Origin of the sequence: Methylobacterium sp. 285MFTsu5.1, from assembly GCF_000383455.1 — a bacterium.
Classification (GTDB): domain Bacteria; phylum Pseudomonadota; class Alphaproteobacteria; order Rhizobiales; family Beijerinckiaceae; genus Methylobacterium.
In genome coordinates, this window is sequence record NZ_KB911278.1 from 59,863 (window position 1) to 78,771 (window position 18,909).

The 18,909-nt window shown below is 72.0% G+C and carries 25 protein-coding genes and 1 tRNA gene; 18 read left to right on the forward strand and 8 right to left on the reverse strand.

Annotated elements, in window-relative coordinates:
• Nucleotides 1–54 precede the first annotated feature (54 nt).
• Nucleotides 55–1,224 carry a cysteine desulfurase family protein gene (locus tag H288_RS0115090; protein ID WP_020093415.1) on the reverse strand — a complete coding sequence of 390 codons (1,170 nt, stop codon included), beginning with the start codon at nt 1,222–1,224 and terminating at the stop codon, nt 55–57.
• A gap of 273 nt (nt 1,225–1,497) precedes the next feature.
• Between H288_RS0115090 and H288_RS0115095 the strand changes: the two genes are divergently transcribed.
• The 3 genes from H288_RS0115095 (at nt 1,498) to H288_RS0115105 (ending at nt 3,974) form a co-directional block, all read left to right on the forward strand.
• Nucleotides 1,498–2,154: an alpha/beta hydrolase gene (locus H288_RS0115095; RefSeq protein WP_010686946.1), complete on the forward strand. Its 657-nt coding sequence runs from the start codon at nt 1,498–1,500 to the stop codon at nt 2,152–2,154.
• A gap of 85 nt (nt 2,155–2,239) precedes the next feature.
• Nucleotides 2,240–2,626, forward strand: coding sequence for a response regulator (locus tag H288_RS0115100; protein WP_026604970.1), 387 nt, complete (start codon nt 2,240–2,242; stop codon nt 2,624–2,626).
• Between the two features lie 58 nt (nt 2,627–2,684).
• Entirely contained in the window at nt 2,685–3,974 is a 1,290-nt protein-coding gene (locus H288_RS0115105; protein ID WP_020093417.1) for an O-acetylhomoserine aminocarboxypropyltransferase/cysteine synthase family protein, read from the forward strand.
• A gap of 129 nt (nt 3,975–4,103) precedes the next feature.
• Here H288_RS0115105 and H288_RS0115110 read toward each other — a convergent pair whose 3' ends face one another.
• A complete protein-coding gene (locus H288_RS0115110; protein ID WP_020093418.1) occupies nt 4,104–5,273 on the reverse strand; it encodes an acetyl-CoA acetyltransferase in 1,170 nt (389 codons plus the stop codon).
• 198 nt (nt 5,274–5,471) lie between these two features.
• Entirely contained in the window at nt 5,472–6,041 is a 570-nt protein-coding gene (locus tag H288_RS0115120; RefSeq protein ID WP_020093419.1) for an NUDIX hydrolase, read from the reverse strand.
• Between the two features lie 129 nt (nt 6,042–6,170).
• Here H288_RS0115120 and H288_RS0115125 point away from each other — a divergent pair, with 129 nt between their 5' ends.
• From H288_RS0115125 to H288_RS0115155, 7 genes are read left to right on the forward strand one after another with little or no spacing between them, the layout of a single operon-like run.
• On the forward strand, nt 6,171–6,674 hold the full coding sequence (locus tag H288_RS0115125; RefSeq protein ID WP_020093420.1) for a hypothetical protein: 504 nt from the start codon (nt 6,171–6,173) through the stop codon (nt 6,672–6,674).
• A complete protein-coding gene (locus H288_RS0115130) occupies nt 6,671–6,922 on the forward strand; it encodes a monovalent cation/H+ antiporter complex subunit F (protein ID WP_020093421.1) in 252 nt (83 codons plus the stop codon). Before H288_RS0115125 ends, H288_RS0115130 begins: the two co-directional genes overlap by 4 nt.
• Nucleotides 6,919–7,203, forward strand: coding sequence for a monovalent cation/H(+) antiporter subunit G (locus H288_RS0115135; RefSeq protein ID WP_020093422.1), 285 nt, complete (start codon nt 6,919–6,921; stop codon nt 7,201–7,203). Before H288_RS0115130 ends, H288_RS0115135 begins: the two co-directional genes overlap by 4 nt.
• Nucleotides 7,200–7,451, forward strand: a complete 252-nt coding sequence (locus H288_RS0115140; RefSeq protein WP_020093423.1) for a DUF4040 domain-containing protein — start codon at nt 7,200–7,202, stop codon at nt 7,449–7,451. Before H288_RS0115135 ends, H288_RS0115140 begins: the two co-directional genes overlap by 4 nt.
• Complete coding sequence (locus tag H288_RS0115145; protein ID WP_020093424.1) at nt 7,448–8,224, forward strand: MnhB domain-containing protein; 777 nt, start codon at nt 7,448–7,450, stop codon at nt 8,222–8,224. Before H288_RS0115140 ends, H288_RS0115145 begins: the two co-directional genes overlap by 4 nt.
• Nucleotides 8,221–8,640, forward strand: coding sequence for a cation:proton antiporter subunit C (locus H288_RS32420; protein WP_020093425.1), 420 nt, complete (start codon nt 8,221–8,223; stop codon nt 8,638–8,640). The genes H288_RS0115145 and H288_RS32420 overlap by 4 nt, the downstream gene beginning before the upstream one ends.
• Nucleotides 8,637–10,391, forward strand: coding sequence for a proton-conducting transporter membrane subunit (locus H288_RS0115155; RefSeq protein ID WP_020093426.1), 1,755 nt, complete (start codon nt 8,637–8,639; stop codon nt 10,389–10,391). The genes H288_RS32420 and H288_RS0115155 overlap by 4 nt, the downstream gene beginning before the upstream one ends.
• 111 nt (nt 10,392–10,502) lie before the next feature.
• Here H288_RS0115155 and H288_RS0115160 read toward each other — a convergent pair.
• The 3 genes from H288_RS0115160 to H288_RS0115170 form a co-directional block, all read right to left on the reverse strand.
• Nucleotides 10,503–10,578: transfer RNA gene (locus H288_RS0115160), tRNA-Thr, on the reverse strand.
• A gap of 109 nt (nt 10,579–10,687) precedes the next feature.
• On the reverse strand, nt 10,688–11,827 hold the full coding sequence (gene aroB / locus H288_RS0115165; RefSeq protein WP_020093427.1) for a 3-dehydroquinate synthase: 1,140 nt from the start codon (nt 11,825–11,827) through the stop codon (nt 10,688–10,690).
• 19 nt (nt 11,828–11,846) lie between these two features.
• Nucleotides 11,847–12,470: a shikimate kinase gene (locus H288_RS0115170; protein WP_020093428.1), complete on the reverse strand. Its 624-nt coding sequence runs from the start codon at nt 12,468–12,470 to the stop codon at nt 11,847–11,849.
• Nucleotides 12,471–12,714: 244 nt separating this feature from the next.
• On the opposite strand from H288_RS0115170, the gene H288_RS0115175 reads away from it, so the two are divergent.
• The 3 genes from H288_RS0115175 to H288_RS0115185 all read left to right on the forward strand — a co-directional run bounded on the left by H288_RS0115175 (nt 12,715) and on the right by H288_RS0115185 (nt 14,456).
• Nucleotides 12,715–12,867 (forward strand): hypothetical protein, encoded by a 153-nt coding sequence (locus H288_RS0115175; protein ID WP_012317685.1) that lies wholly within the window; start codon nt 12,715–12,717, stop codon nt 12,865–12,867.
• Complete coding sequence (locus H288_RS0115180; protein WP_020093429.1) at nt 12,864–13,808, forward strand: site-specific tyrosine recombinase XerD; 945 nt, start codon at nt 12,864–12,866, stop codon at nt 13,806–13,808. The genes H288_RS0115175 and H288_RS0115180 overlap by 4 nt, the downstream gene beginning before the upstream one ends.
• 129 nt (nt 13,809–13,937) lie before the next feature.
• A complete protein-coding gene (locus H288_RS0115185) occupies nt 13,938–14,456 on the forward strand; it encodes a MarR family transcriptional regulator (protein WP_020093430.1) in 519 nt (172 codons plus the stop codon).
• 63 nt (nt 14,457–14,519) lie between these two features.
• On the opposite strand, the gene H288_RS0115190 is transcribed toward H288_RS0115185, so the two are convergent.
• Entirely contained in the window at nt 14,520–14,885 is a 366-nt protein-coding gene (locus H288_RS0115190; protein ID WP_020093431.1) for a cytochrome c family protein, read from the reverse strand.
• 210 nt (nt 14,886–15,095) lie between these two features.
• Nucleotides 15,096–16,112 carry an NAD-dependent epimerase gene (locus tag H288_RS0115195; protein ID WP_026604971.1) on the reverse strand — a complete coding sequence of 339 codons (1,017 nt, stop codon included), beginning with the start codon at nt 16,110–16,112 and terminating at the stop codon, nt 15,096–15,098.
• Nucleotides 16,113–16,273: 161 nt separating this feature from the next.
• Between H288_RS0115195 and H288_RS0115200 the strand changes: the two genes are divergently transcribed.
• The 5 genes from H288_RS0115200 to H288_RS0115220 all read left to right on the forward strand — a co-directional run bounded on the left by H288_RS0115200 (nt 16,274) and on the right by H288_RS0115220 (nt 18,868).
• Nucleotides 16,274–16,504 carry a hypothetical protein gene (locus H288_RS0115200; protein WP_020093433.1) on the forward strand — a complete coding sequence of 77 codons (231 nt, stop codon included), beginning with the start codon at nt 16,274–16,276 and terminating at the stop codon, nt 16,502–16,504.
• A 148-nt stretch (nt 16,505–16,652) separates the two neighbouring features.
• Entirely contained in the window at nt 16,653–16,916 is a 264-nt protein-coding gene (locus H288_RS0115205; protein WP_020093434.1) for a hypothetical protein, read from the forward strand.
• 104 nt (nt 16,917–17,020) lie between these two features.
• Nucleotides 17,021–17,278: a catalase gene (locus tag H288_RS0115210; protein WP_020093435.1), complete on the forward strand. Its 258-nt coding sequence runs from the start codon at nt 17,021–17,023 to the stop codon at nt 17,276–17,278.
• A gap of 67 nt (nt 17,279–17,345) precedes the next feature.
• The gene (locus tag H288_RS0115215; protein WP_020093436.1) at nt 17,346–17,552 is read left to right on the forward strand and encodes an Rmf/CrpP family protein; all 207 of its coding nucleotides are present in this window, start codon (nt 17,346–17,348) and stop codon (nt 17,550–17,552) included.
• Nucleotides 17,552–18,868, forward strand: coding sequence for an MFS transporter (locus H288_RS0115220; RefSeq protein WP_020093437.1), 1,317 nt, complete (start codon nt 17,552–17,554; stop codon nt 18,866–18,868). The genes H288_RS0115215 and H288_RS0115220 overlap by 1 nt, the downstream gene beginning before the upstream one ends.
• Nucleotides 18,869–18,909 lie beyond the last annotated feature (41 nt).

Consider the following 18,909-nt stretch of genomic DNA (forward strand, 5'->3'; position numbering starts at 1 on the left):
CATCTCCGGCGTCAAGGACCGGGAAGCGTCTGTCGGAAAGCGGGGGGGCGGCGCTCAGGCCGCCTGGCCTCGCCGTCTATATAGGGTCTCCAAGACCCGTTCGAAGGCGTCGAGGAAGCATGCCACCTCCTCGTCCACCGTGTTCCAGCCGAGGCTGACGCGCAGCGCCCCCCCGGCGAGGTCGGAACCGACGCCCATCGCGGCGAGCGTCGCCGAGCGCGCGACCTTGCCCGACGAGCAGGCCGAGCCCGACGACACCGCCACGCCGGCGAGGTCGAGGGCGATCAGGGCCGAGGGCGCGTCGAGCCCCGGGACCGAGAAACTCAGGGTGTTGGGCAGGCGCGGCGCCCCGGCGGCGAACACCACCGCGTCCGGCGCCATGGTGCGCACGCCGGCCTCGACCCGGTCCCGGAGCGCGGAGAGGCGCGCGGCCTCCGCGTCGAGCGCCGCGCGGGCGATCCGGGCAGCCTCACCCATGCCGACGATGGCCGGCAGGCACTCGGTGCCGCAGCGCAGCCGCCGCTCCTGGCCGCCCCCGCGCAGGAAGGCGCTCTCCAGGCTGACGCCCTCGGCCAGGACCAGCGCGCCGACCCCCTTGGGCGCCGCGAACTTGTGGCCCGAGAGGGTCAGCGCGTCGAGGCCGAGCGCCGCCATGTCGAGGGGGATCTTGCCGACGGCCTGCACGGCGTCGCTGTGAACCAGGGTCCGGCCGTGCGCCCGCGCCAGGCCGACGATCTCGGCCAGCGGCTGCACCGCGCCGGTCTCGTTGTTGGCGGCGTGGACCGAGAGGAGCAGGGTCTCGTCGGCGAGAGCACCCAGGCGCGCCTCCAGGGCGGCGAGATCGACCACGCCCTCGGCGGTGACCGGGACTTCCTCGACGGCCGCGTCCGGGAACCGGTGACCGGCCGCGACGCAGGGATGCTCCGTGGCGGAGTGGAGCAGCCGCCTCGGGGCCGCCGCGCCGCCGCGACGGAGGGCGCCCGACAGGACCGCGTTTGCCGCCTCGGTTCCGCCGCTGGTGAAGACGACCTGCTCGGGCTGGGCGTTCACGAGCGCCGCCACCTGGGTGCGGGCCGCTTCGAGGGCGGCCCGGGCCGCCCGCCCCTCCGCGTGGATCGAGGACGGGTTCCCGGGGAGCGTGAGCGCGCGCGCGACCGCCTCCGCGACGTCCGGGCGGACCGGCGCGGTGGCGTTGTAGTCGAGATAGGCGCGTGCCCGGCTCATCCGCGTTCCGTTAAGCCCTCTGCTGCGGCGCGTCACAATTCCTTGCCCGCGCGCCGGCTCGCCGTGCTAAGGCGCGCCGAGACAATGAGATCCCGCCGACCCGGCACGGTCGGCGTGGCAGCCAACGCGGTGCTTCGGACGGGTTGTTTAGAACAGTTCTAATCGCCTAGAACTGTTCTAAGACTGCTTTTATGGTGCGCGCGCGACGAGTCAAGGCTGCTGCGCCGCCGGGCTGATAGCCCGGCGGGCGATCTCCGGAGCGAGAGACGAGCGATGCCCGAAGTGATCTTCACCGGCCCGGCCGGCCGCCTGGAAGGCCGTTACCAAGCCCCCAAGAAGCGCGGCGCGCCGATCGCCATCATCCTGCACCCGCACCCCCAGTTCGGGGGCACGATGAACAATCAGATCGTGTACAACCTGTTTTACACGTTCGCCAATCGCGGTTTCGCGGCCCTGCGCTTCAATTTCCGCGGAGTCGGGCGCAGCCAGGGCTCGTTCGACCACGGCTCGGGCGAGCTGTCGGACGCCGCGGCCGCCCTCGACTGGGTGCAGTCGGTCAACCCGGAGGCGAAGTCCTGCTGGATCGCGGGCGTGTCCTTCGGCTCGTGGATCGGGATGCAGCTCCTGATGCGCCGCCCCGAGATCGAAGGCTTCATCTCCATCGCCGCCATGGCGAACCGCTACGACTTCACCTTCCTGGCCCCCTGCCCCTCCTCCGGCCTGTTCGTGCACGGCTCCGAGGATCGCGTGGCGCCCGCCCGCGAGGTCATGCCGGTGATCGAGAAGGTGAAGACCCAGAAGGGCGTCATCATCGAGCACCAGATGGTCGAGGGGGCCAACCATTTCTTCGACGGCAAGGTCGAGGAACTGACCCAGACGGTCGACACCTACCTCGACAAGCGCCTCGGCAAGCGCGAGGAGGCGGCCTGACGGATCCGGCCCCGCGCCTTGACGGGGGGAGCCCCGGAGGAATAGGGCGCGGGTTTCGGAATTGAGACGCACCTTCGCAGGTCTGATGTCAGATAGCCCGTCCGACCACCCCGTCGTTCTCCTCGTGGAAGATGACGGCCTCCTTCTGATGGAGGCCTCGGACACCCTCGCGGATGCGGGCTTCACCGTCGTCGAGGCGACGCATGCCGACAAGGCGCTGAAGGTTCTGGAGAACCGCGACGACGTCGGGGTCCTGATGACCGACGTCGACATGCCGCAGGGGTCGATGGACGGCTTCGCCCTGGCGCGCCTCGTCGCGCATCGCTGGCCGTCGATTCCCGTGCTGGTGGTGTCGGGCATGGGCACGCCCGGTCCCAACGACATGCCGGAGGGCGCGCGGTTCATCCCGAAGCCCTACGAGCCGACCACCCTGGTCCGGACCCTGCAGGCCTTCATCCGCCGCGCGGCTTGACGCACGGATCCGCTCGGGCTGACACCCGGTCCGGGCCCTGAACACCCGACCGAGAGCCATGACGGACCAGAACCGACCGCACCGCTTCGCGACCCGGGCCATCCACGCCGGCGCGGCGCCCGATCCCGCAACGGGCGCCCGGGTCCAGCCGATCTACTTCACCAACGGCTTCGTCTTCGACTCGACTGAGCAGGCCGCCGACATCTTCGCGGGCCGCCGGACCGGCTTCTCCTACTCGCGCGGATCCAATCCGACCGTCGCCGCGCTGGAGCGCCGGATCGCCGACCTCGAGGGCGCGAAGGCGGGCGTGGCGGTGTCCTCCGGACAGTCGGCCATGCAGTTGATTCTCATGACGCTGCTGAAGAGCGGCGACGCCTACGTCGCGTCCCCGCGCCTGTTCGGCGGGTCGCTGGGCCTGATGCGCCGGCTCGACGGGCGCTACGACCTGAAGCCGCGCTTCGCGCGCGGTATGGCCCCGGAGGATTTCGAGGCCGCGATCACCCCGGACTGCCGGGCCATCTTCTGCGAATCGATCGTGAACCCCTGCGCTTCGGTGGTAGACCTCGACGGCATCGCCGCGGTGGCCCGCCGCCACAACCTGCCGCTCGTCGTCGACAACACCCTCGCCTCGCCGGCCCTGATCCGGCCGATCGAGCACGGCGCCGACATCGTCTGGCACTCCACCTCGAAGTTCCTGAGCGGCTCCGGCCAGACCATCGGCGGCGTGATCTGCGACGCCGGCCGCTTCGACTGGGCGAAGGCCGGCGGCTACAACCTGATCACCGAGCCCTGGCCGGACTATGACGGGCTGGTGCTCACCGAGGCCTTCCCGGCGACCCCCTTCGCGGCGGCGTGCCGGTTCTTCGGCCTGCGGGACCTCGGGCCCGGCCTGTCGCCGATGAACGCGTTCCTGACGCTCATGGGGATCGAGACCCTGCCGCTGCGTATGGAGCGGCATTGCGCCAACGCGCGGGCGGTGGCGGCCTTCCTGAAGGATCACCCGGCCGTGGCCTGGGTGAGCTACCCGATGTTGCCGGGCCAGACCGGCGAGGACCTCGCCTGCCGCTACACCCCGGACGGGCCGGGCTCGATCTTCACTTTCGCGCTGAAGGGCGGCGAGCCGGCGGCGCTGCGGTTCATCGCCGGCCTGGAGCTGATCTCCCACTTGGTGAACATCGGCGAGATCAAGTCGCTGGCGATCCACCCGTCCTCGACCACGCACCGGCAGCTGCCGGAGCACGAGAAGGCCGCCGCGCAGGTCGGGCCCGAGACCGTGCGGTTGTCGATCGGGCTGGAGAACGAGGCCGACCTGATCGCCGATCTCCAGCAGGCGCTGGATCGCCTCTAGTCGTCATCGCGAGCACGGCGAAGCGACCCAGAGCCGCGCGATCTCGACGATCCTGACACCGCTGGATTGCGTCGCGCCGCCCGCGAGGACGGCCACGGCGGGCAGGGATTGGCCGCAACCGGGATGGCCTCAGCGCCGCCGCTCCAGGATCGACACGTAGTTGGCCACCGCCGCGCCGCCCATGTTGAAGATCCCGGCGAGCTCCGCCCCGGGCACCTGCATCTCCCCGGCCTCGCCCATGAGCTGGAGGCACGCCATGACGTGCATCGACACGCCGGTCGCCCCCACGGGGTGACCCTTGGCCTTCAACCCGCCGGACGGGTTGATCGGCAGCCGGCCCCCCTTCTCGGCGAGCCCCTCGCGCACCACGCGGTAGCCCTCGCCCGGCGCGGCGAGGCCCATCGCCTCGTACTCGATCAGCTCGGCGATCGTGAAGCAGTCGTGGGTCTCCACGAAGGAGAGGTCCTCGTTGGCGATCCCGGCCTGGGCCCGCGCCCTCTCCCAGGCCATTCGCGCGCCCTTGAACTCCACCGGGTCGCGGCGGGACAGGGGCAGGATGTCATTGACGTGCGCCCGGGCGCGGAAGCCGATCGCCCGCTCCAGGCCCTCGACGGTCTCGGCATCGGCCACCACAAGCGCCGCCGCCCCGTCCGAGATCAGCGAGCAGTCCGTGCGCCGCAGGGGGGCGGCCACGTAGGGGTTCTTCTCCGAGACCCGGTTGCAGAAGTCGAAGCCGAGGTCCTTGCGCAACTGCGCGTAGGGGTTGCCGACGCCGTTGCTGTGGTTCTTGGCGGCGATGCGGGCCAGCTCCTCGCTGCGGTCGCCGTAGCGCTGGAAGTAGCCCGCCGCGATCCGCCCGAACACGCCCGCGAAGCCGCCCTCGATGTCGGCCTCCTCCTTACGGTAGGAGGCGCCCAGCAGGATGTCGCCGGTCTCAGCGACGGTCTTGGCGGTCATCTTCTCGGCGCCGATCACCAGGGCCACGCGGCCGCGGCCGCTGTCGACGAAGTCGAGGGCCGCGTAGAGCGCCGCCGACCCGGTGGCGCAGGCGTTCTCCAGGTGGGTCGCCGGCGCGTGGGCGAGGCCCGGCCGGTTCACCGCCACCAGCGAGCCCTCGAAGCCCTGCTTCGAGAAGCCGGTGTTCATCGAGCCCACGTAGATGCCGTCGACCTGCGACTCCTCGACGCCGGCATGGGCCAGCGCCTCGCCCGAGACCCGGGCGATCAGCCCCTCGACATCGGGCTCCTCGAGCTTGCCGAAGGGGGTGTGGGCCCAGCCCACGATGCAGGCGCGCGTCATCCGGTGACCTCCCGTGTGTGGACAGGACGATGGGCCCGCCGCGGCCGGCGATCAAGACAGGGCGCGGGTTCTTCGACGCGCCGGACCCGTCCGGAGGAGGGCCGCTCGGGCCCGCTCAGCGCAGGTGGAAGGCGACCCACGCGACGCCGACCAGCACCAGCGCGGTCAGCAGCGCGCGGCCGAGCGCGCGGCGGCCTCTCACGGGGCGAACACCTCGGGATGGCGTGCGCGGAGCGCCAGGATCAGGGCCAGCGTCTTCAGGTCGGTGATCGCGGCGCGGTCGGCGCGTGCGGCGAGCTCGGCCAGCGGCATCTCGACCACCCGGATGTTCTCGTGCTCGCCCTCGGCTCCGCCACCCGCCTCCGCGCGATCCGCCCGGCCGTAGGGCGCGAGGTAGAGATGGATCTTCTCGGTGGTCAGGCTGGCGCAGGAATAGGTGGCGCCGACGAACTCGAGCGCCCGCAGGCGAAGGCCCACCTCCTCCAGCGCCTCCCGGCGGGCGTTCTCCTCCGGGCTGCCGCCGTCGATCAGGCCCGCCGGTGCCTCCAGCTGGACCTGCTCGCCGGCCGCGAAAAGCGGCGGCACCCGCAGCTCGCGCACGAGCGTCGCGACCTTCCGCTCCGGGTCGTAGGGCAGGATCCCGACCGAGTCGCCGTGGTCCTCGATCTCGCGCTCGACGACGGCCCCATCGGCGAGGCGCACCCGCGCGATCCCGAAGCGGCTCCAGCCCTCGTGGACGAAGCGGATAGTGAGGATCTCGGCTTTCATGTGCACGCCCACTCCTCATCGCCCTACACGGAACCGTGTCCCCGGGTTCCGGGAACGCCGACGACCGCGGCCACGTTTGGTCGGACACGCACATGGTCACGCTTCCGCGGGGCGCGCCGGTCAGGATCGATGCGGGCAGGATCGACGCAGGCAGGACCGATCGGCGGGATCCGGAAGCGTTCGCGGCGCGACGGCGCAGCGATCTGGGTCGTCCTCGCCCTCACCTACATGGTCTTCGCCGGCTCGGTGAGCCTGAACGAGGGGATGGCCGCCGTCGGATGCGCCAGTCTCGGCACGCTCTGGTGGTGGGGCGTCGGACGGCGCGGCGGGCTGCGCTTCCGCTTCGACCGGGCGTCGCTCCACCCGCTCGGCCCGGCCGTCCGCGACATGCCGCGCCAGACCGCCCGCGTCGGGCTGCACCTCCTGCGCGCGATCCTCGGTCGCGCCGGCGGCGGCGCGACCCGCGAGCGGAGCGCCGCCGAGATCGCCTGGGCCACGCCGGAGGGCGACGCGGCGCCGGCCGCTCGGGCGGTCGGGCTTCTGGCCGCGTCGCTCGCCCCCGACAGCTACGTGCTCACCCTCGACCGCGCGCACGGAACCGTGGTGACGCACGGCCTGGAGGAGGCGCGATGAGCGTCTGGACGGTCGCCATCCTGGCGCTGCTGCCGCCGCTCGCGGTGGCCGCGGTGCTCGCGTGGCGGGGCAGACCCGGTCAGCGTTTCGCCGCCTACCAGCTCGCCGGCAGCGTCACGGTCCTGATCCTGACGCTCATGGCTTTCGCCACCGATCAGGCGTCGATCACCGATCTCGCCCTCACCCTGGTCCTGCTCAACCTGCCCGGCACGATGCTGCTCGCGGTCTTCCTGGAGCGCTGGATATGAGCGTCGCGATCGGCTCGGTCCTGGCTCTCGCCGTGGCGTCCGCGTGGCTCGCGGCCCTCGCCCTCTGGCGCCTGCCCCGGGCGCTCGACCGGATTCACGCCCTCGCGTTCCTGAACGTGGCGGCCTCGATCCTCGTGACGGTGGCGGCCTTCCTCGCGGACGGCGTCTCCGGGCGCTCGCTCAAGATCCTGGTGATGATGGTGGTGTTCCTCGCCTGGGCGGCGGTCCTGTCGCACGTCTCGGGCCGGGCCGTGCTGATGCGCGAGGGCCGCTCGGCATGACGGTCATCCTGCCGCTGCTCTTCCTGCTCACCGCGGTCTCCGGCACCGCCGTGGTCCTCGTGCGCGACCCCGCGCGGCAGGTCTTCGCCATCGCGGTCAACGGGCTCGTCCTGGCGATCCTGTTCGACGCCCTCCAGGCCCCCGACGTCGCGCTCTCGGAGCTGGCGGTCGGTTCGGCGGCGGTGCCGCTCCTCTTCCTCGTGGCCCTGATGGCCGTGCGGACGCAGCCGCCCGAGGAGGAATCGTGAGCCCGCGCGCCCGCGTCGCGCTCCTGGCCGTCGCGGGCCTCGTCCTCCTCCCGGGCGCGGCCGCGGTGATCGCCGGCCTGCCGCCCTTCGGATCGACGATCGCCCAGTACGGCGCGCGCATCAACGCGATTGTCCCGGAGGCCCGGCACGTCGCCAACATGGTGAGTGCCATCAACTTCGACCTGCGCGGCCTCGACACCCTCGGCGAGGAATTCATGCTGCTCGCCGCCATCACCGGGACGGTGGTGCTGCTGCGCGGGCGGCGCGGCGAAGGCAGCTCCGAGCGCGCCATGCGCCGGCCCGGCCGGGCCGTGATCCCGCGCTCCGAGGCGGTGGTGCTGGCGTGCCGCGTCGCCGGCCCGCTCACCGCGCTGTTCGGCCTCTACGTCGTGCTGCACGCGACCGTCACGCCCGGCGGCGGCTTCCAGGGCGGCGTCATCCTCGCCTCCGGAACCCTGCTGATCTACCTCGGCGAGGGCTATGCCGGCTGGCGCGACGCCATCCGCAGCCACTGGCTCGACGCGCTGGAGGGGGGCGGCGCGCTGCTCTTCGCGCTGTGCGGGCTGGTGCCGATGCTCACCGGCGCCGCCTTCATGCAGAACATCCTGCCGCTCGGCACCTTCCGCGACCTGTTCTCGGGCGGCCTGATGCTGGTCGAGAATCTCGGCGTCGCCCTCGCGGTGACGGGCGGCTTCACGCAGCTCTTCCTGGAATTCATGGAGGAGACCCGCGCGGCCGACGCGCCCGAGGAGCCGGGGGAGGAATCCGCGTGAGTGCGGTCACCAGTGTCCTGCCCTACGGTGTCGCCGCGTGGCTGTTCGGGATCGGCCTCTACGGCATCGCCACGAGCCGCAACTTCATCCACCTCGTGGGCTGCCTCGGCGTGTGCCAATCGGCGACCTACGTGCTGCTGCTCGGCCTCGGCTATCGCTGGGGCAGCATCGCGCCGATCTTCTACGACCATCCGCCGGGGACGCCCGCCGTGGACCCGGTGATGCAGGCGCTGGTGCTCACCGACATCGTGGTCGGCGCGACGCTCACCGCCCTCCTCCTCGTCCTGACCATCCAGGCCTACAAGCGCGGCGGCAGCCTGGACCCGGAGAAGCTCCGGCCGATGCGCGCGGGCGGCAAGTCCGGGCGCGATGCGGGATCCGGCCGCGTGCGCGACGCGGAGCGGAACGCCCCGTGACCGCCTTCCCGGCCGCCCTCCTGCCCCTGCCCGTCGCCGTCCCGCTCGTGGTCTGCGCCGCGATGCTGGCGACCGCGCACGTCCTGCCCGGCCGCCTGCCCGACATCCTGGCGACGCTGGCGGCGCTCACCGTCGCGGTGCTCTGCGGCGTCATCGCCACACACGCCGCCGACGGGCCGCTGGTCTACTGGTTCGGCGGCTGGGAGCCGCGCGACGGCGTCCATCTCGGGATCGGCTTCTCGGTGGACGAGGCCAGCGGCTGGGTCGCGGCCTTCATCGGGCTGCTCTACGCGCTGACCTTCGTGTTCGCCTGGGGCTTCTTCGACCGCACCCACGGCCACTTCCACATCCTGATGCTGCTGTTCCTGGCCGCCATGGTCGGGTTCTGCTTCACCCGCGACATGTTCAACCTGTTCGTGTGGTTCGAGGTGATGAGCGTCGCGGCCTTCGCGCTCACGGCCTACCACCTGGCGGAGTCGTCGCTGGCGGGCGCCATCAACTTCACGGTGGTGAACAGCCTCGCGGGCTTCCTGATGCTCGGCGGCATCGGGCTGATCTACGCCCAGACCGGCACGCTCGACTTCGAGGGCATCGCGGCGGCGGTGGCGCGGGGCGGCCGGGATCCGGTGGTGGCCGGGGCGTTCTGCCTCGTCGCGGCCGCCCTGATGATCAAAGGCGCGATCGTGCCGTTCCAGTTCTGGCTCGCCGACGCGCACGCGGTCGCGCCGAGCCCGGTCTCGGTGATCTTCTCCGGATCGATGGTCTCGCTCGGCCTGTTCGGCCTCGCGAAGGTGAGCGCCGTCGCGTTCGGCGGCTCCGATCAGGTCCAGCACGCCCTGCCGGGGCTCCTCATCGGCCTGGGCAGCTTCACCGCCCTCCTGGGCGGCTGGATGGCGCTGCTGCAGCGGCACCTCAAGCGGCTGCTCGCCTTCTCGACCATCTCGCATGCCGGCATCATGCTCACCGGCCTCGGCGCCCTCTCGGTCGACGGGACCGGCGGGATGCTCGTCTATGTGGTCGGGCACGGGCTGGTGAAGGGCGCCCTGTTCATGATCGCCGGCATCCTGCTCGCCACCCAGGCCAGCATCGACGAGATCGCCCTGCGCGGCCTCGGACGGGGGATCTGGCCCGCCGGCATCGCCATGGCCCTGGCCGGGCTGCTGCTCTGCGGCCTGCCCCTCGGCGTGCTCGACCAGGGCACGCGCCTCGTCCAGGGCGCGCTCTGGCAGCAGGGGTACGGGGTGGCGCTGGCGGCCGGTGCCATCGGCGCGGCGCTGACCGGGGCCGCGGTGCTGCGGGCCGCGGGCCGGATCTTCCTCGGGCTCGGGTCCGATCCCGGCGACGAAGCCGGCGCCCCGAGCGCGGACGAGCGCGAGAAGGCCCACCGGCCGCTCTGGCTGATGCTGGCGCCGTGCTGCCTTCTCCTCGCGCTCGATATCGGTCTGCCGGCGGCTCTCATCGAGCACGCCCTCCCGCGGGCGGCGTCGGCCTTCATGCACCGGCCGACCGTGCACGCGCTGGCGGAGGGGCCCGGCTGGCTCCCCTGGGCCTCGGTCGCCGCCGCCCTGGCCGGCGCGGGCTACGGGCTGTTCCGCAGACACCTGCCTGCGTTCGTGGTCCGGCCGGTCAGCGCGACGCAATCGGCGCCGACCCGCGTGCTGGAAATGCTCCATAGCGGCTTGATCGGCGATTACGCCGCCTGGCTCGCCGTGGGCGTGGCGGCGATCGCGGCCGTGCTGGCCATAGCCTGAGCGCGCCGGTCGCCGCGCGCCTCAGCCGAGGGGCTCACGCGGGCTCGAGCCGGCACAGGCCATCGGCCAGCGGCTCGCTCGAGTATGCTTTCGGGAAACGCCTGGGGGAAATGGTGCCGCAAGAGGGATTCGAACCCCCGACCCCCTCATTACGAATGAGGTGCTCTACCAGCTGAGCTATTGCGGCCCTGGCCCCGACGGGACCGTCGGCGGCGCGCGGTGACCGGCGCCGGACGTGGCAGGCTCATAGCGGCCCGGCCTGCGTTAGGCAAGGCCACAGCCGGCGCTCGCGGGCGTCAGGCGGCTTGGTCCGACGCCAATTCATCCTGCAGGAACGCCGCCACCTCCGCCCGGTCCACGCCGGGGGCGATGAAGCTCTGGCCGATCCCCCGAGCGAGGATGAAGGTCAGCGCGCCGTCGCGGACCTTCTTGTCCTGGGTCATCGCGTCGAGGAGCGCCTCGGCGTCGCCGCACCCGCCTGGAACGGCCTGCAGACGGGTCGGCAGGCCGGCGAGCGCGAGATGGTTGGCGACCCGGCCCGCATCCTGTCCCGCGCAGAGCCCGAGGCGTGCCGAGAAGCGGAAGGCGAGCGCCATCCCGATCGCGACGCCCTCGCCATGGACCAGGCGGGCGGAATCGTAGCCGGTCAGGCGCTCCAGGGCGTGGCCGAAGGTGTGACCGAGATTGAGCAGCGCACGCTCGCCGTCCTCCCGCTCGTCGCGGGTGACCACCGCGGCCTTGGCCCGGCAGCAGGCGGCGACCGCCTGCTCGCGCTCCGGGCCGCCGGCGAAGATCCCGCGCCAGTTCGCCTCGCACCAGTCGAAGAAGCCCGGATCGGCGATCAGCCCGTACTTGGCGACCTCGGCGTAGCCGGCGCGCATCTCGCGCTCGGACAGGGTGTCGAGGGCGGCCGTGTCGGCCAGGACGAGGCGCGGCTGGTGGAAGGCGCCGATCAGGTTCTTGCCCAGCGGCGCGTTGATGCCGGTCTTGCCGCCGACCGAGGAATCGACCTGCGCGAGCAGGCTCGTCGGCACCTGCACGAAGCGCACGCCGCGCCGCAGGGTGGCAGCCGCGAAGCCCGCGAGGTCGCCGACCACGCCGCCGCCCAGCGCCACGACGAGGTCGCCGCGCTCGACCTTGAGGGCGAGCAGACCGTCGCAGACCTCCGCGTAGCCCGCGTAGGATTTGGAGGCCTCGCCCGGCGCCACCGTCACCACGCCCGCCTGGAGGCCGGCGCGCTCCAGGCTGGTCCGCAGCCGCGCGGCGTAGAGCGCGCCGACCGTCGCGTCCGTCACGATCGCCGCCCGGCGGGCCCCGAGCGCGGCGACCGCGGTGCCGGCGGTGTCGATCAGCCCGCGCCCGATCTGGATGTCGTAGGCGCGGCCGGCGTCGAGGGGCACGTGGACGGTCAGGAGGTCCGGACGGGGCTCGGTCATGGATCGGTTCGCTCGGGTCTCACTGGGCGGCCACGGGGATGGATCCTTCGCCGCTGAGATGGGCATCCAGCGCCTCCAGCACGTCCTGGACGACCCGGTCGTGCGAGACCTCCCGCGAGATGACCATCACGTCGGCGGCGGCGTAGACCGGGTGGCGCACGGCCATCAGGTCGCGCATCGTCGCCTCGGGATCCTCGGTCTGCAGCAGCGGGCGGTTGCCGCGCTTGCGGACCCGCCGCATCAGCACGTCCAGATCGGCCTTCAGCCAGACGGAGACCGCCGATTCAGCGATGCGCGCGCGGGTCGCCTCGCGCAGGTAGGCGCCGCCGCCCGTCGCCAGGACCAGCGGGCCGGCCCGCAGCAGGCGCGAGATCACCCGCTCCTCGCCGTCGCGGAAGCTCGGCTCGCCGTAGATCGCGAAGATGTCGGGGATCGTCAGGCCGGCCGCGGCCTCGATCTCGATGTCGGCATCCTTGAAGATCAGCCCGAGGCGGCTCGCCAGACGTCGGCCGACGGTGCTCTTGCCCGCTCCCATGAGGCCCACGAGCACGATCGAGCGCAGGCCGAGCGCGCGGCGCAGACGCGCCTCGATCGGTTCCCCCGCCTCCTCCCCGCTCATGGCCTCCTGCATCGACTCCTGCATCGCATCCGTGCGGCGTCCCCGCCTCTCCACCGGCCCCCGCGCGCCTGTCGCCCGGGCAGCCTCACATCCTGCGGCAGGCTCTTAGCGCGATTCAAGCGGCCTGCGAAACGCATCCCTGTGTCGTCGTGGGCCTTGTCAGCGCCTCGTTCACGTGGTCGAACCCGGGCATCGGCGGCGGCTCGGAGAAGGCCTTCGCCCGCCCCCTCCCCGCCGCCAGCGCCCGTCTGCCCGAGGTTCGACCGACGTGCCGACCCTGTTCCGTTTCTTTGCCACCCTCGCGATCCTGGCGGGTCTGGTCTACGCGGCCATGTTCGCGCTCGCGCATTTCGTCCAGCCGACGCCGCGGGAGATGAGCGTGACCATCCCCGCCTCGAAGCTGCAGCCGGGCAACCGTTGAGCGGGCCGGAGGGCAGCGGCGACGCCGCCCGGGCGCCCCGCCCCGAGGTCGCCGAGTACCTCGACATGCTGGCCGCCGAGCGCGGTGCCGGGCTGAACACCCTGAGCGCCTACCGCCGGGACCTGGACGATTACCTCGACTATCTCGCGCGCTCGGGCACGGCGCTCGGCGACGTGGAGGCCGGCACGCTGCGGGCCTTCCTGATCGACCTCGAGACCCGGGGCCTGAAGGCGTCCTCGGCGGCGCGGCGCCTGTCCTGCGTGCGCGGTTTCCACAAGTTCCTCTACGCCGAAGGCGGCGCCGAGAGCGATCCGAGCGTCGCGGTGTCCGGTCCGCGCCGCGGGCGCGCGCTCCCCAAGGTCCTGTCCATCGCGGAGGTCGACCGGCTGCTCGCCACGGCGCAGGCGGCCGCCAGCGCCGATCAGGCCCCCGGCCCAGCCCGGCGGGCACGCCGGATGGCGTGCCTGCTCGAGCTGCTCTACGCCACGGGCCTGCGCGTCTCGGAACTGGTCGCCCTGCCCCGCGCGGCGGGCGCGACGCGCGAGCGCTACCTCATCGTCAAGGGCAAGGGCGGCCGCGAGCGCCTCGTGCCCCTGACCGATGCGGCCCGCACCGCGATGGCGGCGCATCTTCCGGCCGTGCCGGAGGACAACCCGTGGCTGTTTCCCGCCGACAGCGACAGCGGCTATCTCACCCGTCAGGCCTTCGCCCGCGATCTCAAGGTGCTGGCCCCGGCGGCGGGGCTCCACCCGGATCGGGTGAGCCCCCACGTGCTCCGCCACGCCTTCGCGAGTCACCTCCTGCAGAACGGCGCCGACCTGCGCATCGTCCAGGAGCTGCTCGGCCACGCCGACATCTCGACGACGCAGATCTACACGCACGTCCTCGACGAGCGCCTGAAGGCGATGGTCCGCGATCTGCATCCGCTGATGGATGGCTGAGCGCTGGCGGGCGGATGGTGTGGCAACTCTCGGTCGGTCGCCCCAATTGTATACGTTTAGCGAACTGCCTAGAAGTAGCCCCTCGCCATACCGGTACGCGAGCCAGCCTTTACCAGAGAGAGTTTTCCTATGTCAGGCCCCACGGCCTCGCAGATCGGCATCGAGCCGGATCGAGCGGGGCACACGCGTGCCGACCAGCTTTCGCAGCGGGAGCGGCAGCGCCTCGACAACCAGCTGTGCTTCGCGGTCTACGCCGCCGCGCACGCCTTCGGCCGCGCCTACCGCAACCTCCTGGGTCGCCACGAACTGACCTATCCGCAATACCTCGTCCTGCTGGTCTTGTGGGAGCAGGACGGATTGTCGGTCAAGGAGATCGGGAACCGCCTGTTCCTGGATTCGGGTACGCTGACGCCGCTCCTGAAGCGCCTGGAAGCCTCCGGGCGCGTGCGCCGCGCCCGCGACCGGGTCGACGAGCGTCAGGTCAGCATCTTCCTCACCGCCGCCGGCGAGGCCCTGCGCGAGGAACTCGCCTGCCTGCCCGACGAGGCGGGGGGCATGACCGGTCTCGATATCCAGGGCCGCAAGGACCTGCTTCAGGATCTCGTCACGCTCAGGCTGAGCCTGCAGGCCGGCCTCACGCCCGACTAGGACGCGGCCGGAGCCCCGGGAGCGGCCGGGCGGCCGCTCCCGGTTCGTGCCGATCTTCGCCTCTCAGGACTGCGTCTTGAGGTAGGCGATGACGTCGTTGATCTTCTTGTCGTCGGGGTAGCCCTGGAAGATCATCTTGGTGCCGGGCACCTTCGCCTTCGGGTTCTTCAGCCACTCGTGCAGGTTGGCCTCGTCCCAGGTGATGCCGGAGTTCTTCAGGGCGGCGGAGTAGTTGTAGCCCTCGTAGGTGCCCGCCTTGCGGCCGACGACGCCCTTCAGGTCGGGACCCACGCCGTTCTTCTGGAAGTTGTGGCACGCCTTGCAGGGGGCGAACGCCTTCTCGCCGGCCGCGGCGTCGCCGGCGTCCTGGGCCTGCGCGGCGAGAGGCATCACGACGGCAAGGACGGCGCCGAAAACGAGTGAACGCATGGATTTCCTCCTGTTGGCCGCCGCTTGGGCAGCGATGCGGGCAGAGCTTGCCTGCCTGGAACAGCTCTAAATGAATGTGCCCGGCGCGCGCAACGGCCCAGTCTGGGATAGCCGTCATCCGGGGCCGGTTGGCGGCTGCTGCGGGCCGCCGCCCCACTCAACACCGCGTGAACGGATTGGCTCCGTGCGACGGCGCGCGGCGCCGTTCCCTCAGATCCCGTGATAGGTCCGATACCAGTCGACGAAGCGCCCGATCCCGGTCTTCAGGGGCGTGGCGGGCCGGAAGCCGGCGTCCCGCACGAGGTCGTCGATGTCGGCGTAGGTCGCCGGGACGTCCCCGGGCTGCATCGGCAGGAGGATCTTCTCCGCCTTGCGGCCCAGGGCGTCCTCGAGGAGCGCGATCATATCCAGGAGCGCCACCGGCTCGTTGTTGCCGATGTTGTAGATCCTGTAGGGGGCGGAGCTGGTCCCGGGATCCGGCGCCGCGCCGCTCCACGCGGGGTCGGGCGCGGCCGGCCGGTCGGCCAGGGCCCGGATCCCCGCGACGATGTCGTCGATGTAGGTGAAGTCCCGGAGCATCCGCCCTTCGTTGAACACGCGGATCGGTTCGCCCGCCAGGATCGCGCGGGTGAACAGGTACAGCGCCATGTCGGGCCGGCCCCAGGGGCCGTAGACGGTGAAGAAGCGCAGGCCCGTCGTCGGCAGGCCGTAGAGATGGCTGTAGCTGTGCGCCATCAGCTCGTTCGCCTTCTTGGTCGCGGCGTAGAGGCTGAGCGGATGGTCGACGTTCTGGTGCACCGAGAACGGCATCGCGGTGACGCCGCCGTAGACGGAGCTGGAGGACGCGTAGAGGAGGTGTCCCACGCCGCCGTGGCGGCAGGCCTCGAGGATGTTCAGGAAGCCGACGAGGTTGCTCGCCGCGTAGGCGTGCGGATCGGTGAGCGAGTAGCGCACGCCGGCCTGGGCCGCGAGGTGGATCACCGTGCGGAACGCGTGGCGGCGGAACAGCGCGTCGAGGCCGTCGCGGTCGGCGAGGTCGAGGCGCGCGAAGCTGTAGCCCGGGAAATCCGCGAGGCGTTGCAGCCGGGCTTCCTTGAGGCGCACGTCGTAATAGGCGTTGACGCTGTCCAGCCCGACGACCTGCCGGCCGTCCTCGAGGAGGCGCAGGGCGAGCTGGTTCCCGATGAAGCCGGCCACGCCGGTGATCAGAACAGGTGGCAGGGACATGCGCGCGGACCGACGGGCTGACTGGCCGCCCGGGGGGCGAGCTGTAGCATGGGGTATGGGCGCGACAAATCGGTGCCCGACATGAGCCTGCCGACATGAGCCTGCCGACGCTCCGAGCGGCCTGTCGTGCGGGCGCGTGACGCGCTAGGCTCGCGGCTGCCGTGCAGCCCGATCCGAGACCGCTCCCCGACAGCCTGACCCGCCTGCTCACCGTGCCGGAGCAGCGCCCGGTCCGGGCGCGTCCCGAGCCTTCGCGGAGGGAGCGGGCTTCGGAGCCGCGCTCCGCACACGCGGCGCTGGAAGCGGCGATCCTCCGCGGCTTCGTGTTCGGTCTCTCGGGGCTCGTCTGGCTCGTCGTGCTGGCGCTGTCGGTCCGGCATATCGCGCACTGACCGTGCCCCGAGTCCCCCGCAGTCCCGGCGTGACGCTGTGGATATCGGTGGTGCGCCTGTTCGCCCGCGTCCTCAATCAGTACGCGAACAGCCAAGTTCGCTATTGAGGCGGCCAGACCGGGGGCGGCTCGACGGCGAGGATGGGACGATGTCTCTGACAGGGCGTTTCTGGTTCCGGAAGACCTGGACAGGGCGGCTGGTGCTCCTGGTCGAGGAGGAGCGCCCCCGCTGGTTCGGCCGCGGCTCCGGCAAGCCGCGCTGGCGCAACGCCAAGCTCCTCGATTTCGCCGAGCCCGAGCTGCGGCCGCTCATGGCGATGGAGAAGCAGCACCGCGCGGGCGGTTCCACCGGCCAGGTGCGGGCGCTGCGCCCGGTCCCGACCGCGCCGGCCGCGCGCGCCGCGCACGGCTGAGGGCCGAGGCAGGGGGGCGCGCCGCATCTGGTCCGACGCGCGGCCATCACCACCTGTCGTGGGTCGCTCCGCCCGGGGCGGCACCCCTGCAATCGGTGAAGACCATGCCGCGCTACTTCTTCCACACGCAGATCGGCGAGGACGTCATCTCCGACCCGACCGGGATCGAGCTTCGGGATCCGGACGCGGCCTGGGAGGCGGCGCGGGAGACGATCCGCGCCGCCCTGCGCCAGCCGCAGGATCAGGCCCGGCTGATGACGGCGTGCCTCGTGGTCACGGACGACGACGGCGAGGTCGTGCTGGAATTCCCGTTCAGCGAGGCCGTGGCGCTGCCCGCCGACGCGGACCCGACGCGTCACTGAGATCGGCGACGCGCGCGCTCCGCGCCCTACATCGCGCCGCAGCCCACCGGAACGGAGCTGCGCCCGTATGGATACGCCACCGAACGACCTCGATGCCCGCGCCCTCGGCCGGGCCGCGCCCGCCAAAGGGCTCGCCCGGGAAGCCTGCCCCTACGCGGAGGGGACGGAGGCGCGCGCGCTCTGGCTGGCCGGTTACGACGCGGCCCTGGCGGAGGGCGAGACGCCCGTGACCGGCGGTCTCGCCAAGCACCCGGTCGACGGGTCGGCCCGCTGATGGACGCCCGGACCGCACCGCATCCCGGCGCGCATCATTCGACTCTCGACCGCAAGTCGGTCGGGGCCGTCGTCCTGGGCAACGCCCTCGAATTCTACGACTTCACCGTCTACGCCTTCTTCGCCAAGCCGATCGGCGAGGCCTTCTTCCCGGCGAACGACCCGACCCACAGCCTGCTGGCATCGCTCGCCCTGTTCGGCATCGGCTACGTCATGCGGCCCATCGGCGGTGTGCTGATCGGCGCCTTCGCGGACCGGGCCGGCCGCAAGCCCGCGATGCTGATCACCATCGCGCTGATGGCCGTCGGCATGCTCATGCTGGCCGCCTGCCCCTCCTACGCGACGATCGGCGGCTGGGCGCAGGTCATCGTCATCGCCGGACGCCTCGTGCAGGGCCTCGCCCTCGGCGGCGAGGTCGGTCCCTCGACCGCCTTCCTGCTGGAGGCCGCGCCCCCGGACCGGCGCGGCTTCGTGACGAGCTGGCAGATCGCCAGCCAGGGCTGCGCCGCCCTGTTCGCCGGGATCATCGCGACCGCCCTGGCGCTCGCGGTCGGCGACCAAGCGATGGCGCAGTGGGGCTGGCGGCTGATGTTCGCCCTCGGCCTGTGCGTCGTACCGGTCGGCCTCATCATCCGCAGCCACCTGCCCGAGACCGCCGGCGCCGAGGAGGATCCGCACGCGGCGGCCTCGACGATGGCGGTGGTCGGCCGGCTCCTGCGCGAGCACGGCCGCCTGCTGGGCCTGACCTTCCTGGTCATCGCGGCCTCGACCGTGTCGAACGCGGTCGGCACCAACATGCCGGTCTTCGCAGGCGCGACCCTCGGCCTGAGCGAGACCGCCGCCACGGCGGTGCCGATCGCCCTCGGGCTCGCCTCGGTGATCTTCCCGCTGCTCGGCGGCTGGCTGGCCGACCGGTACGGGCGGCGACCGGTGATGATCTGGCCGCGGGCGCTGATCCTGATCCTGGCGGTCCCGGCCTTCGCCTGGGTGGTGCGGGCGCCGAGCGCTGCCAGCGTCTACGCGGTCACCTTCCTGCTCTCGGCGCTGTCGTCCATCAACGCGGCGGCCGTGATCGTCGGCATTCCCGAGGCCCTGCCGCGGGCGGTGCGCAGCGCCGGGTTGTCGATCGTCTACGCGGTCTCCGTCTCGGTGTTCGGCGGCAGCACGAACTACGTGGTGAACTGGCTGATCGCCGCGACCGGCGACCGGCTCGCGCCGGCCTACTACCTCGCCGCGTTCAGCCTCGTCGGGACGATCGCCGCGTTCCTGCTGCCCGAGACCCGCGGAAGGGACCTCGACGCCGACGCGGAGGCCTGAGTCGGTCGCGCCGGGGCGTTCCGCATTATGTATGCACGTGC